The sequence below is a fragment of the Arcobacter thermotolerans genome (assembly GCF_983172305.1).
Map to the genome: position 1 here is coordinate 15,029 of NZ_CFAFZJ010000006.1, position 15,567 is coordinate 30,595.

Annotated in this window: 12 protein-coding genes and 1 pseudogene; 11 read left to right on the forward strand and 2 right to left on the reverse strand. The window is 24.4% G+C overall.

Annotated elements, in window-relative coordinates:
• Positions 1–22: 22 nt before the first annotated feature.
• The 7 genes from AC5LG6_RS06105 to AC5LG6_RS06135 all read left to right on the forward strand — a co-directional run bounded on the left by AC5LG6_RS06105 (position 23) and on the right by AC5LG6_RS06135 (position 5,710).
• The gene (locus AC5LG6_RS06105; RefSeq protein ID WP_260937318.1) at positions 23–682 is read left to right on the forward strand and encodes an AbiV family abortive infection protein; all 660 of its coding nucleotides are present in this window, start codon (positions 23–25) and stop codon (positions 680–682) included.
• Complete coding sequence (locus tag AC5LG6_RS06110) at positions 682–1,569, forward strand: hypothetical protein (RefSeq protein WP_260937320.1); 888 nt, start codon at positions 682–684, stop codon at positions 1,567–1,569. The genes AC5LG6_RS06105 and AC5LG6_RS06110 overlap by 1 nt, the downstream gene beginning before the upstream one ends.
• 86 nt (positions 1,570–1,655) lie before the next feature.
• Positions 1,656–2,318: an AAA family ATPase gene (locus AC5LG6_RS06115; RefSeq protein ID WP_260937322.1), complete on the forward strand. Its 663-nt coding sequence runs from the start codon at positions 1,656–1,658 to the stop codon at positions 2,316–2,318.
• Positions 2,319–2,387: 69 nt separating this feature from the next.
• Entirely contained in the window at positions 2,388–2,681 is a 294-nt protein-coding gene (locus tag AC5LG6_RS06120) for a plasmid mobilization protein (protein WP_434236531.1), read from the forward strand.
• Positions 2,682–3,236: 555 nt separating this feature from the next.
• On the forward strand, positions 3,237–3,902 hold the full coding sequence (locus tag AC5LG6_RS06125; RefSeq protein WP_066358163.1) for a response regulator: 666 nt from the start codon (positions 3,237–3,239) through the stop codon (positions 3,900–3,902).
• Positions 3,899–5,260: an ATP-binding protein gene (locus tag AC5LG6_RS06130; protein ID WP_434261612.1), complete on the forward strand. Its 1,362-nt coding sequence runs from the start codon at positions 3,899–3,901 to the stop codon at positions 5,258–5,260. The genes AC5LG6_RS06125 and AC5LG6_RS06130 overlap by 4 nt, the downstream gene beginning before the upstream one ends.
• Positions 5,261–5,344: 84 nt before the next feature.
• Positions 5,345–5,710: a YgiW/YdeI family stress tolerance OB fold protein gene (locus AC5LG6_RS06135; protein WP_066358158.1), complete on the forward strand. Its 366-nt coding sequence runs from the start codon at positions 5,345–5,347 to the stop codon at positions 5,708–5,710.
• 124 nt (positions 5,711–5,834) lie between these two features.
• On the opposite strand, the gene AC5LG6_RS06140 is transcribed toward AC5LG6_RS06135, so the two are convergent.
• Both AC5LG6_RS06140 and AC5LG6_RS06145 read right to left on the reverse strand, forming a co-directional pair.
• Positions 5,835–6,593, reverse strand: coding sequence for a DUF4198 domain-containing protein (locus AC5LG6_RS06140; protein ID WP_151029576.1), 759 nt, complete (start codon positions 6,591–6,593; stop codon positions 5,835–5,837).
• 15 nt (positions 6,594–6,608) lie between these two features.
• Positions 6,609–8,723: a TonB-dependent receptor gene (locus tag AC5LG6_RS06145; protein WP_498585973.1), complete on the reverse strand. Its 2,115-nt coding sequence runs from the start codon at positions 8,721–8,723 to the stop codon at positions 6,609–6,611.
• Between the two features lie 254 nt (positions 8,724–8,977).
• Here AC5LG6_RS06145 and AC5LG6_RS06150 point away from each other — a divergent pair.
• From AC5LG6_RS06150 to AC5LG6_RS06165, 4 genes and pseudogenes are all read left to right on the forward strand, one after another.
• Positions 8,978–9,373: pseudogene (locus tag AC5LG6_RS06150) on the forward strand (recombinase family protein); the annotation flags it as partial.
• A gap of 12 nt (positions 9,374–9,385) precedes the next feature.
• Positions 9,386–9,538: a helix-turn-helix domain-containing protein gene (locus AC5LG6_RS06155; protein WP_498586031.1), complete on the forward strand. Its 153-nt coding sequence runs from the start codon at positions 9,386–9,388 to the stop codon at positions 9,536–9,538.
• 247 nt (positions 9,539–9,785) lie between these two features.
• On the forward strand, positions 9,786–14,600 hold the full coding sequence (locus AC5LG6_RS06160) for an ATP-binding protein (RefSeq protein WP_498585974.1): 4,815 nt from the start codon (positions 9,786–9,788) through the stop codon (positions 14,598–14,600).
• Complete coding sequence (locus tag AC5LG6_RS06165; RefSeq protein WP_434257194.1) at positions 14,593–15,456, forward strand: hypothetical protein; 864 nt, start codon at positions 14,593–14,595, stop codon at positions 15,454–15,456. The genes AC5LG6_RS06160 and AC5LG6_RS06165 overlap by 8 nt, the downstream gene beginning before the upstream one ends.
• Positions 15,457–15,567 lie beyond the last annotated feature (111 nt).

A 15,567-nucleotide genomic window follows, 5' to 3' on the forward strand; every position in this document is an offset into this window, starting at 1 on the left:
ATTAATAACAAAAAGGATTGTAATGCAAAATATGACAATAGATGATATTATTGATGGAATGGTGAAAATTAAATTAAATGCACAATCTTTATCAGATGAGGCTGAGTTATTATTGAATAATAAATATTTTGCTAGAGCATATGCTTTATCACATATAGCACGAGAAGAAATTAGTAAATTGTATATCTTATTTCGAATTGGTATTGAAGTAATAGCTGGTAAAAAATATGATAATAAAAAGTTACAAAAAAGGCTGAATAGTCATAAATCAAAAATTGAATTTTTTTCATTTCCTATAGCTTTACATAGACAAAAAGATAAATTTGTAGAAACAATAAATGAAAGAAAAAATAATAGTTTATATGTTGGTTGGAAAGATAGTAAATTTCAGTCTCCAAGTGAAGCTATTTCAGAACATATATCAAAACGAACTGTTGATTTGTCAATTTACACTATTTTAAAAATAACAAATGTTAATAAAATTATTGATTCTCTCATTTATTGGAAAGAAGCTCCAAAAGAAAAATTTGATAAAGCATTTAAAGATATAATTTTCAAAACAAATGATGAAATATTAGATAATATATCTTATAAAAGATTAATTAAACAAGCTAAATATTTAGAAAAAAAACGTTTTGAAGAATACTATAAAAATTTAGAAAAATTAAAAGATATTGATTAATGGAATATTTTTCTGGATTGGATGAAAAAGATAAAAAATCTCAACATAAAAAATTTGAGTTAATAAAAAACTTAACAGTTTGGAGTGACCTATTAGGATTTAGTAATGATTTTTGTAAAAATGGATGGATATTAAATCAAGAACAATGGGAAAAAATTGATTTAAGGTTAAAAAATTTCTATAGACAACACTATCTTAATATTTCTTCTTTAAATGAGTACATTTTTATTTTAAATGATGCTGTTGTAAGAACAATTCCATTAGTTTATAATGAATCTTCATCTGTAATGAATTGTTATCCATTAAACAATCACATATATGAAATTTCAATGTGGATTAGAACTGTTATTATTTCACATATTAATGTAAATAAAAGCGATGAAATTGGAGCTAGAACAGTTTTATCATATGGTGAAAGATTTAATAGCTTTTTAGATGAAATTACAGTAGATGATTTAGTCTATAACTATACAAAAAGAGACATAAATGAAAAATCACAATTAGCCATAAATACTGGTGATTATACTTTAATGCACAATCCTAGACAATTACAAATGAATACTGCTTTATCAAAATCTTATATTCTTGAAAGCCTTGGATCTAAAGCAGGATTGAAAGGTAATAGTTTTTTTATTGATAAAAGTTTTTTTGAATATATAAAAAATATAGCTCTCAATGATAGTATTTTAGAAGTGATTGATGAAGATGGATTATTTGTCATAAAATATGTTGATGAATTAGAAATCGAGTGTAATTGGCTTATGGGATTTGATTTTGTAAAAATAATTAAAATAGATGAACCTTTTGAAACAGTTGTGTATGAAATAAAAAGTTTTTATCCTGTTGATGAAAATCCAAAAAAATTTAAATTTGATTTAATTATATAGTTTTAAGTTATAAACTAATATTTATATAATAGTAAATTAATATCATTTTATATATAATTTAATAATAAAATATCAAAGGAATTAAAATGATCATTTCAGTTTGTAATGAAAAAGGTGGTAGTGGAAAAACTACAATTGCTTTAAACATTGCAGTTAAACTAGGACTTTTAAAAGAAGATACTTTGCTTATTGATGCAGACCCTCAAAGAAGTATTGAAGTATTTACTAATATTAGAGCTAATGAAAATATTGACCTTATTTTTAATACTGTTTCTAAATTTGGAACAAGTCTTGGTAAAGAAGTAAAAAGCTTAAAAAATAAATACTCTTCTATTGTAATTGATACAGGTGGAAGAGATAGTGAAGAGATGAGACAAGCTTTAGCTATTAGTGATTTAGTAATTATTCCAACACTTCCAAGTGATTTAGATATTGCTGTTTTAAATAAAATGATAAACTTATTTAATCAAGCTAAAGCTTTTAATCCTAATACTAAAGCACTAATTACTATTTCTAAAGCTAGCCCAAATCCTTTCTTAACTAAAAAAATAGAAGATTTAAAACAATATATTAAAGATAAAAACCTTGAAGATATAAAACTTTGTGAAAGTGTAATATATGAGAGAGAAGCATATAAAAACTCTTTTTCAAATGGTTTAGGTATTTTAGAATTCCTTGATGAAAAGTCTAAAGCTTATCAAGATTTTAATAGTTTCTTTGATGAATTAGTTGAATATGTAAATAGTTAAATAATATTTATTTACTAATAAATTAATATTAATATAATTATATAATATAAATAAAATAAAGGTTACTAAATGAAAGAATCAATATTTAAAAAAAATGAAAAAAAATCATTTGCATTTGTTGAAGACCAAAATACTCAAAATAATATTAATGAATTAGATGAATTTGTAAACTCTGGAAGAGGGCAGACTAAAAAAGTTTTAAATCCAAAAGGTAGACCAAAAGTTGATAAAGATGATTTAAAGCAAGAACAAATTGTAATTTATCTGACAAAAGAGCAAAAAGATGAAATTACAAAAAAAGCTAAGCAATCATCTTTAAGTGTTTCAAAATATGTAATGCTTAAAGTATTTGGTATAAATTAACATTAGAGTAAATAAACTTATGAAATTAAAAGGTATAAATAATTATCATGCAAAATTTACAAAATGAATTAATTAGTTTTATAGTAATAGCTTTGGTTGTTATACTTTTTGCTTATTATGAATTTAAAATACGAAACAAATAAAAATGTTACAAATGAATTTTTCATAATAAGAAAATTCATAAAAGCTAAAACTATTAATAATTACTTCAATTTTAACTTAATGAATTTTTTATAATTTTCAATAAATGTTATTTTCAAAATAATATAAAAGTGACATTTAAAATACATCTTAAAACACTTGTTTTCCGACATCTGATATTTTTTTAAGCTTTTAAAATATAGTATTTTATACCGAAAATATAAAGAAGCTTTTCGACAGATGTCGGAAAATATTAATTCTATTTTCGTATGTAATTTTTTAAAATAAGAATTACTTATAAAATATAAAAATGGTTAAAATTATTTTTATATTTCTTTATTTATACATGATATTAATCTTTTACTAATTTTTAAATGATATAAATAATATAAAAATTCTAAAAAAGATATTTATATGAAAATTTTACTTATTGAAGATGATAATCTAATAGGCGACGGTATTGTTTCTGCATTTAAAAAATTTGGATTTAGTATTGATTGGTTCGAAGATGGGTTAGATGGGCAAGAGGCAATATTTATGATAAATTATGATGCAGTAATTTTAGATTTAAGTCTTCCGAATATTGATGGGCTTGATATTTTAAAATTTTGGCGAGAAAAAAATATTAAAACACCTGTAATTATTTTAACTGCAAGAGATGCAATAAATCAAAGAGTTGAAGGTTTAACTAAAGGTGCTGATGATTATCTATGTAAACCATTTTCTTTAGCTGAATTACATGCTAGAGTTATTGCATTAAATAGAAGAAATTATAATTTAGTTAAAGAATACCTTGAAATAGGAGATATAAAATTATACCCTTTAGAACAAAAAGTTTTAAAGAATAATAATATAGTAGAACTAACAACAAAAGAGATAAAAATTCTTGAACTTTTCATATTAAATAAAGGAATAGTTTTAAGTAGAGAAGTTATTGTTGAAAAATTATATGATTTTGACAAAGAACTAAATTCAAATGCTCTTGATGTTTTTATACATGCAATCCGTAAGAAAATTGGAAATGATTATATAAAAACAGTTTATGGAGCGGGATATAAATTAGAAGAGCCTAAAAAATGAAAAATTTTAGTTTAAAATTACGGTTATCAATTATATTACTATTTTTATTTGCTATAAGCTCTATTATTGCAATATCTATAAGTATGTATCAAACAAAAAAAACTTTAGTTGAAGTATTAGATACTCAGCTATATTATTTTGCAAAAAGAGTTGTTAATTCAAATATCAATACTCTTATTAATTCTTCAAATTTAAATTATGAATTAAACAATATAAACGAAGATATTGCAGAAAAATATATGTCTATTGAAGATGATAGTCTCACTTATGCAATATATTCTTTAGATGGAAAAATTATTTACAAAGATTTTAGTGAAGAGAATAACGATAATTTTGTATTTAATAATAATATATTAAATACAAATGATGGGTTGCTATTTGAAGAAAATAAAGAATTTAAAATTGTTTGGATGCGTAGTAATGATAAAAAATTTATAGTAATGGTTGCTCAAGAAATAGATTACTTAAATGATTTGATATTTGATATTATAGAAAATTTAACATATCCGTGGTTATTTGTTCTACCATTTTTAGTAGCAATAACATTTATTCTCATATCAAAAGAGTTAAAACCTTTAAATAAATTATCAAATACTTTAGCATCACGTAATCCAAACGATAGTTCAACTCTTGATGAACATACAACAATAGAATTAAAACCTGTAGTAAAAGCTTTAAATTTATTATTTATTAAAATAAAAAATATGATTGAAAAAGAGAGAAGATTTACTTCAAATGCAGCGCATGAACTTAAAACCCCACTTGCTGCAATAAAAATCCAAACTGAAGTTGCAAAACTATCCTTAGATGATAAAGACTCACTAATCAAATCTTTAAATAATATTGAAATGGGTGTAGATAAATCAACAAGAATGATAGAACAATTATTAGCTCTTTCAAGATTAGAATCAATAAGTAATTTTGAGAATTTAACAAATATAAATTGGATTGAAATTATTAATTCAACGATTAAAGAAGTAGAATTTAATGCAAAACAAAAAGATATTTCTATAGATTTTTTATATGATGAAGATATAAAAACTATAAAAGGTGAGCCTTTTATTTTATCTTTACTTATTAGAAATCTTCTAGATAATGCAATCAAATACAATGAAAAAGGTACAAAGATAGAAATTAAATTAGAAAAAAATAACTTATTTATTCAAGATAATGGAAAAGGTTTGGATTCTAAAATCTTGAAAAATATAGGAGAAAGATTTTTAAGACCTGCTGGACAAAAACAAATAGGAAGTGGTCTTGGATTTTCGATTATTATGCAAATTGCAAAGTTGCATAATTTAAATGTTAATTTTGAAAATATAAATCCAAATGGATTTAAAATTAATATATATTGGTAAATTTTATAAGATATATAAAAAATTAATATTTTGCTAATAATTCTTTGTTTTAATTCCATCATAAAATTAAAACAAAGGAAAAAAATGAAAAAAAGTATTTTAGTTACGAGTTTATTTTTTGTAACAACATCTCTATTTGCACAGAATTTAAACCAATCTCAAATTCAAAGAGGTGGATTTGTTGGACCTACTATTACAAAGTCTACTATTGAAAAAGCAAAAACTTATAAAGATGATATGCCCGTAGCTATTGAGGGTTATATTGTAGAACATTTAGGAAAAGATAAGTATTTATTTAGAGATAGCACTGGAGATATAACTATTGAAATAGACAATGAAAATTGGAATGGAATGCAAATATCTCCAAAAGATAAAGTAACAATTCATGGGGAAGTTGATAAAGATTGGATGAGCATAGAAATAGATGTGGATTCGATTACAAAAGAGTAATTTTATAAAGTACATATTTAAATTTAAAAATAATAAAAATATAAAGTAAAATCTTCTTGTTTGTAAAGATTGATTATTGCAAATTATTCAGAATATAAAGAGAATATAACTTCTCTTTATATTTCTATTTAACTTGAAAACTCAAAGTTGAAGAATATGATATTTCATCACAATCTTTACCTTCATAAGGTTTAACAACTTTAGTTAATAAAATCCATTTTCCACCTCTTAAAGGTAAAATCTCAATTTCTCCTTTTGAATCAGTAGTACCAGAAAATGCAAATTCTTCTTTTTTAAAGCTTTCAAAAGTACCTTTTAAAGCCACTTCTTGGGCAGGTTTACCATCTAATAAGACTTTAACTTTAAATGAAACTCCAGTTTTAAAATTTGAAGGATTTTCTAAAGGTACAATTTCAAGATTTTGTCCTATTGGTTTAGTAACAAAATCATTTTTATCATCTCCTATATTTATAATACTTTTTGCAAATCTTGATATTTGTTTGCAATATTGCGCATTTGAAATATCTTTTTTACTTTTTCCTGTAATCCATTTATTGTTTTCATTTTTTGTTGAATATGTAGGTTTGTAACTACTTTTTAAAATATAAGTTCCATCATCTAGAGATTTATCTAAATTATATTGACCATTTTCAACACCATTTTTTAACATTGTACTTTTAAAATCTTTATCAATAATCACAAGTGGTTCAAAAAGATGAATTCTATCATTTTCTATTTTCTGAGGAATAAAGAAAACATGCTCATATTTTATAAATCCTTTAAACATTGAACTATTATAACCATCGACCCATACATCATGAGCAAAACTTTGTACCGTTGAAATAGTAGTAAATAATACTACAAAACCTATTTTTTTTATCATCTTTTATCCTTATTTTTAAAATTTATAATTTACACCAAATTCAAAACTTCTAGCTTCACCTAGATAAACACCACCTGTATCATTTTTTGCTGTTGTTGCATATAGTTCATCTGTTAAGTTTTTAAGTAAGAATGAGAATGTTGTTTTTTTGTTATATGTATAGTCTAAAGTTAAATCAACTGTTGTATAGCTTGGTAATTTTAATGTGTTTGTATCATTTATATAAAAAGAATCTACATATCTAAGCCAAGTTCCAATACCAAAATTTGATATAGGCATATATCTAACTCCTAAATTTCCTATGTACTCTGGAACAGAATTTGGAGTTTTTCCATAATTGTATGAACCTTCAAATTTAGCATCAGTATATGCAAAATTTGCATCTATAGAAATTTGTTCAATTGGTTGAATACCAAAGCTAAGTTCTAAACCTTTTGATTTTTGTTCTCCTGAGTTTAGAATATTTCCTACATTGTTTGGATCATTTACAAACATATTTTTTTTATTGATTTCATAGGCACTTATTGTAAATTCTGCTTTATCATCTAATAAAGATTGTTTTAATCCAACTTCATATTGTTCAGCTTTTGTTAAATCTAAATCTGTTTGGTTATTTCTTAGCCCAATTAAAGAAGCACCCGGTTCAATTGAAGTAGTATATGAAGTATAAAGAGTTGTAGTATCAGTTAAATCAAATACCAAACCTGCTCTATATGATAAATCTTTATGTTTTTTACTTTTTGAACTATTTGTTGCATAGTAACCTTTAAGATAATTCCATTCTAAATCGTGTATATCATAACGTATTCCACCGATAAGTTTAAGATTGTCAGTTATATTTAGTTGATCTTCTACGTAAAATGAGTATTGATTGATGTCTAAATCAACTTCTTTTTCTCGATATCTAAATCTATTTCCAAATATCTCTTTATTTGGATTATACATATTAATTGCAGGGTTTGGTAAAGTACTACTAGGTGAAATATCTCTTTTTAAGTTCATTTTACTTATATCAGTACCAACTAAGAATCTATTTTCTAGACCAAAAATATCTCCTTTTTGTATAAAATCTAATCTATCACCGATTAAATCTTGTTTTGACCACATATCTGAACCGCTTATTTTAACTTTGGATTCATTAGGAACTTGATTTGTTGTAAACGGTCGTCTAGCCTCTGATTCAGAATTTTGATAATAGAATTGATTTTTTATTTCTATATTGTCATAGAACCATTCAGTACCTTGCTTAATTAGTAAGTTATCACCTTTATCTACACCATCACTAAAAATATTATAATTTTGTTTTCTTACACTTTTATCAAGTTTATTATTAACTAATGGTGTTCCTACATAAATATATTCATTATCATCTTTAGATTTTTCAATAGATAATGTAGTAATTAAATTATCATTAATTTTGTATAAGAATGAAGTATTTAAAGAATCAACTTCTCTTTTTTCTCCATCAAAATTTGAACCAATTTCCCTTGTAACTACATCTATTCTATAAGCTAATATATCTTTTATTGCAACACCATTTGTACCAAAATATGCTCTATAGCTATCATAACTTCCCAATCTAAAATCAAGTTCAGTTTCTTCTTTAGTAAAATTTGGTTTTTTAGTAATTAAATTTATAGTAGCTCCAATACTTCCTTCACCATTTAAAACAGATGAAGCACCTCTTAAAACTTCTATCCTATCTAAGTTTGCAACTTCTATATTTCTGACAGATATTGGAGATCCACCTAATTTTAAACCATCACTTAAAAAAGTAATACCAGGGAATCTATTCCCAGCAAACCCTCTTGCTATGAATTTTCCACCTATACCATGGCCCGATTCTCCACCAATTATCCCTGTAGCTTTTGTTATAGCTTGAGATATTGTTGTATCTCCTCTTTCTTCCATAGTTTTTGAGTTTATTAGTTCAATACTTGCAGGTATTTCTTTGATATTTAATCCAAGTCTTGAGCCTGTTAAACTTTCTTGTTGAAATTGATTTGTATAACCAGTAGATTTATTAGTTTCTTCAAAAATTTTTATCTCTTCAAGCTTTGTCGCTTCTGCATTTGAATGAGTAGTTATAAAAATGATTGAGTAAGCCAATAGAACTAATCGTATTTTCATATCTGTTCCTAATTGTTAATTTTATTTGCAACTTAGTTGCAAATAAGAATTAGAATAATAATGACAATCAACTTTAATGCAACTTAGTTGCAAAAATAGTATGTATTTTAAAATCTAGAAAATTATTTTTTAACACTTCTTTTCCGACACTTTATTTAACTTCTCAAAACATTACAAAAAATAGCTATTTTTTACACGATAAATAGTATCGGATTGCAATATAATACGAAAACTATATAAGAGAGGTTTTTCGTATGCATGTAGGTTATATTAGAGTTTCAACAGATGATCAAAATTTATCTTTACAAAAAGATGCACTTTTAAAATATGGTGTAGATGAAAGAAATATATTTTCTGATAAAACATCTGGTTCAAAAGATAAAAGAGTTGGTTTAGATAAAGCTTTAGAATTTTTAAAAGATGGTGATACTTTAGTTGTATGGAAACTTGATCGTCTTTGAAGAAGTTTAGCTCATCTTATATCTGTTATTACAGATTTAAAAAATAAAAATGTATCTTTTGTATCTATTACTGAAGGTATGGATACAACTACAGCTTCTGGTGAATTGTTCTTTCATATATTTGGAGCTTTAGCTCAATTTGAAAGAAGTTTAATTCAAGAACGAGTTAAAGCTGGACTTGAAGCTGCTAAGAATAGAGGAATAAGGGGTGGACGTCCTAGAGCTATTAGTGAAGAAAAAATGATAGCTATTAAAAAAGCTTTAAATGATGGAATGAGTAAAGCAAGTATATGTAGAACTTTTGAAGTTAAAAGAAGTACATTAATTGATAGTTTAAATAGAGAGAATATTTAAACTTCTTACATAAAAAGAAATTCAAATTTTAAAGCAACTAAAATAAGTAGTATATATCAAGTTATTTAAGTTGCTTTTTATACTTATTTGCAAAATTATAAAAAAATTATTTTCTGTTACCATAAGGAATAAAATCAAGTTTTGTTTTATATAAAATCAACATATTTTTTATCAAAAGTATATATTTATATATAATTAGTATTTATTATATTTTTGTTAATTTAACAATATTTTTTAAAGGTTTATTTTGAGTTTAAATAATGCACATGAAGGTTATGATTATCAAGATTTATTAACTAGCTATTTTATCCTAAAAGAAATTTTAAAGGGTAATAATAAAACTACTTTTTATATTGATAAAAAACATACAGTAGGTACATATAATGTAACAACTAGGGATAAAGATGGTAGTGAAAAAGTTACAGTTAAAAGTACACCTGATAGATTTGATGATTTAGTTATTGTTAATGATTCTAAAATTCAAAGAAAGCAAATTAAATATAGTAATGATAGTGTTGCAAGAAAGCTTATAAAAAATGATTTTGCAAATGATAGTAAAGGTTTGGCACTATATGAGATATATAGAACTTGGAATGAATTAAAATCTTCTAGTAGTGAGTTCAGGCTTTGTTTGGCTTGGGATAAACCTGTAGATGATGATATAAAAAATGTATTAATACCAATACAAAGTGAAACATCATCTTTTTTAGATTACCCAACAAAACTTTTTAAAATTAATTTAGATGAAATATGGGAAAATGATTCTGAGCCATTAAGCTCTTGGAAGAACTTCAGAAGTTTTATAATAGAAAATTCAATAAATAGAAATGATTTTAAGACTTTTTGTGATGAGCTAATTATAGAATTGGAATTTCCTAAAGCAAGTTTAGATTTTGCTTCTCCAAGTTATTTGGAAAACATTTTATATCTACAAGCAGAAAAGTTAGGAGTGGGTCAATATCCAAATAATGATGTTGATATAAATCGTTTTTTAATTATTTTAGCAAAAAAAGTAGGAGAATATAGAGCTAAATCAGCAGAAGTTACTGTAGAAAATATTTTAAAAGATTTGAAGATAAAAACTGACTTTGGAAAGATAGAACAAAAGTTTGAAATTGACCAAACAAAAAATATTAAAAATATTGAAAAGTTTTCTTCTTTTTATGATGAAGCTATTACAAATAGAAAGAGTCTACTTATTGGAGAACCAGGAAGCGGAAAGTCTTGGTTCTTAACAAACTTTATAGACTATTTAAATGATCACTCTAAAAAAGTAATTAGACACTACTGTTACACAAGTACAGAAGATGATTTAATAGAAAAAAGAGTTAGTTCTGATGTCTTTTTTGGTAATTTAATTGCTAATATCATAGAAGAGTTTCCAAACTTACAAGAAGTAAAAGAAAAACTTTTTGTATCTGATTTAAATGAACTTCAATTATTACTATCTTGCATTGAAGAAGATTTAGTGATTATAATTGATGGTTTAGACCATATTGATAGGGTTTTAAAAAGTTCATCTACTTTAGCAGAAGATAAAACAAAAATTATTGAATACATTTCTAGAATAAATTTACCTGAGAATATATCTATTATTTTAGGTTCTCAACCAGTAGATGAGATTAAAATTTTAATGCAAAAATTCGGATTTATAGAATATAAAATTCCAGAATGGGATATTAATGACACTATAAAATTAATGCATAAATTTTCTTTAGACAATATGTTACTAAAAGATAAATCTTTATCTGAATATATTTTTGAAAAAAGTGAAGGTAATCCACTTTATTTAACATATATTATCAAAACGCTTATAAGTGAGGAAATAAGTCTAGAGACGTTTAATAAACTTCCAGCATATGATTTTAACCTTGAAAAATATTATCAATACTTAACAGAACAAATTGGAGATAATCTGACATCAGAAACTTTATCTTGCCTAGATTTTTCTGTAACAAGACAAGAGTTGAGTGAAATCATCCCCCGTAGTAATCATTTAGAGAATAATTTAAAAGTTTTATCCCCTGTAATAGTTGAAAACGTTTCAAGAGGTGGAATAAAACTTTATCATGATTCTTTTAGAAGATTTAATATTAAAAAACTTGAATCAAATGCAAATCTTGATGAGATATATAAAGATATTGCTAAATGGTTAAAACAACAACATTTTTATAAGAATGCAAAATCATATAGATATCTGTTAAAGTATTATATTAAACTAAAAAATTATACCAATGTAAAAAAATACGCTACAAATGATTTCTTAACAAAAAGTCTTTATCATGGTTATTCAGAAGGAATCATAAAAACAAACTATGATAATTTTTTATATGTAGCAAGAGAAACATTAGATTGGTCACTTTATGTATATATTAGTGAACTAAACAGAACAATATACACAACTATATCAGATGATTATAACAGTGAATTTTTAGAAAGATTTGAATTATATTTTGAAGCAGTTGGTTTAATATATGGCTTTGAAAAGTCAAATGAAATGCTTTTCTTTGATGGAGAGGCTAATTTTAGTAATGAGATAATTGCTAAAGCTTTTTATATATCCCAAAGAAATGGTTTTGTTCCAAGATGGAATTTGCTTGAGGGTTATTTTAAAGATGAAATCCCATTAAAAGATTATAAATACTATATTAGTGAAAGAATAGCGTTAAATAATGATTTAAATATAGAGTTTAATGAACTGTTATCAGGTGGATATGATGATTTTTTAAGTATTTTTATTGAAGAAGTGTATGAACAAATTGGTTTTATCCAAATATTAGAACTATATAATAAAGTTAAATGTGTAGATAAAGCAAGCGTTGCAAATAAAATAAATCGTTCTCTTAATAAAACAAATTGTGATCAAAGAATATTAGTAGCTAAGAATCCAAGAAAAGATATTGTGTTAGAAGAATTAAATTTAAATTTTATAAGTGGCTACATAAAAAAAAAAGAGTTAAGAAATTTTTATGGTCTAGTGAGAATGTATGCAGTTTATAATATTGAGAAACTTGAAAAGTTTGAACAATCAATACCATTAGAAAATTTCTTTTTTAATTGGTTGAAATTTTTTATAAGAAATTTGATTATTGAAAGTAATATAAATAAAGCTCAATATAAAAGTTATGCAGAACTAGAAAATGATATTGTTGAAAATTTTGAATTTTTAGCGAGTGATATAGACCTTTTTAAGGGGAAACCTAGAGTTGTAGATTTTAAGTATGAAAACTCTGATATATTAAATCTCTCACTAGAACAAGGTCTAAAATATATTAAAACCCAAGATTCTTGGAACAAAGTATTTGTTTTTTTAAAGAGAATTCCTTTTAACACTTTATCTGTTGTAGAAAAAAAGTATGTCAATAATGAAAATATAAACCTTATTATTAATTGCTATGAAGAATTTGATAAATCATCTGAACTAGATTACTATGAACATTTAGAATATGCTTTTAAGAAAGCTATTTATTATGCAAAAGTCGATAACAAAATGGTTGCAAAAAGTGAATTAAAAAAAGCTACATATCTCCTAACTAGTTATACATATCGTAAAGATAGAACACTCTCAGAAATAATTGAACCTTTAAACATAGTTAATAATATTGATCACAAGTTTGCTAGAAAATATGCCAAAAAGTTAAAATATTTAACTGATGCTGTAATGAAGCATACTGAAGATGGAAAAGATATTAGATGGTTAACTATTGAGTGGTTTCAAAAGTTTTTAGAAGTTGATTATAAACTTTCTTCTATTTACTTAATATATCAATTACTAAACAATGATTTTTATTGGAAACATGAATATATGTTTGTGGATTATTTGAAAATTAGCCAAAAGGTTAATCCAATTATTTTAAACTTTTTATACCTAACATCTCCTACTAATTCAAAAGATAATTATATCAATCATTTTGCTGATAATATTTACAGAATAAAAAATGTAGATAAAAGCCTAGCAAGACAGTCACTAGTTAATATTTTATCAAGAGATATAAATAGTTCAAATGAGAAATTGAAATCTAACACCATAAAAAAGTTACATGTATTAAAGAATACTTTAAATGTTGCAATACCAATTACAACAGAGCAAAAAAAGGACAATACTTCTTGGTCATATAAAAAAGATACAGAATTAATAGATAAATTAAACAAAGATTTTCAAACTGTTTTTTTTATTTTAGAAGATAAAAGTCTTGATGAAATTAATGAGTATTTTGAGAAAAAAGATAAATTGACTGATGGAGACTTAAATAGAATATATTTCTATTTACTGCAACAAGATAATAATGATTCTATGGTAATAGATATATTAATTCCGATAATTAAAAAAAGATTTCCAAGAGATGAAGAGTATTTTGAGAAATTAAATCAGCTAATTAATTTTTTGAACATAGACAATAGCACAAAAATTTTTCTTTTAGTGAATAATTTTCTATATTCAAAAAATGGATGGTTCTCACAGTTTGTATATAAAGAATCTTTAAAAGATGCAGTAGCCATAAATAAAGAAGACACTATAAATATATTGGCTGAGTGCCTACTTAATATCTTTTCTAATTTAGGTTATGGTTCAAAGTCTACAGCCAATTTAATTATTGCATTTGAATATGCTGGAATACATGAAGAAGTCTTGTCAATGTATAAAACAGGATTTGAACAAATAGAATATAGATTACCTGATGAAAATGATTTTAAATGGAAAAATATTAAAGATAAAGACATAAACAACATGAGTCATGATGCGATAGCAATTGTAATGCTACTTTGTAGATTAAAGAATCTAGACTCCTATATTCAACAGGAAGTAATTTTTGCAATTAACTATCTCATCAATTTTGATGAAAGCTTATTAGTTGAACCACTAAAATGGTTTTTTAAAAATTGTCACTATTTCCCTCAATTATCATTATCGGCATTACTAGAAGTATTAAGTCTATATGCTGAAAATAAGCATGATTTTTTAAAAAATATTATTGAAGATATTACTTCAATAAGTACTATTGAAAATAGATATATTCAAAATAGTATTACTTTACTATTTGATAGGTTCAAAAATGTTTGAAGAAATAATTAACTCGAATGATTATATAAAATACTTAGAGTATTTGAAAATTGATACTAGCGTATTGAAAGAAAAAATTCAAAATAAAATAGAGCAAGAAAAAGGCGTATTTGAAACTTATTGGAACAGAATATATAGTTTAAGCTCTCCTAATATAAATTTAGAAAATATTGTTTTTGAAGAATCTAATAAATTTATTTTGCATAATTGTAAAAATGAATTTGATTTTGATATCTCATTTAAGTTAGATATGGAATCTCTTATTGCTACAAAATATTCTTATGTAGAACGACCAAATTTTAAAAATCCAAGTGAAATTAAAACTGGAATTAAAAGTAGTCTAGGTAAAGTTGATAATTTTATTAGAATAGCAAAATTTGAGGCTGAACTACTTTTAGGAGATTATCGTACAAACCCTAAACAATATATAATTTTTGAAGGGTTAACACCAATAGAGAATACTGATCCATTTTTTTATTATCTTCCATCTTCCCTGATTTGGAAAGATGCTTTTTACTATGCTAAAGAAGAAAAAATTATTGGACTCTATAAAAAATTTAATACAGTTGAAGCAAAATATATTCTATGGGTAAATAGTATTATTTTACAATATTTAGGGCTTAGAATAGATGACTTTAATAAAGGGTTAAGAGCCTTAAATAGCAGTAAGGAAGTTGTATTAGAATTTAGACAATGGAGAAAAGATTTAATTGGTAATAGTAATTCATTTGTAGGTGAAGATTCAAATATAGCAAAACTTGAAGGGTGTGAGCTATTATTGAGAGAAGACTACTTCAATCTTTTAAAAAATTCAATACCTAATTTAGTTTTCATAGCAAAAAAACAGGAATTGTAAAAATGTACATGTAGCTACATATAAAACATCATCCATTTTATAGTATACCTTTAAACTAAATGTTTACAAATACAGCGGTATTTGAAATTTATCTTAAATTAAGTATAAAAA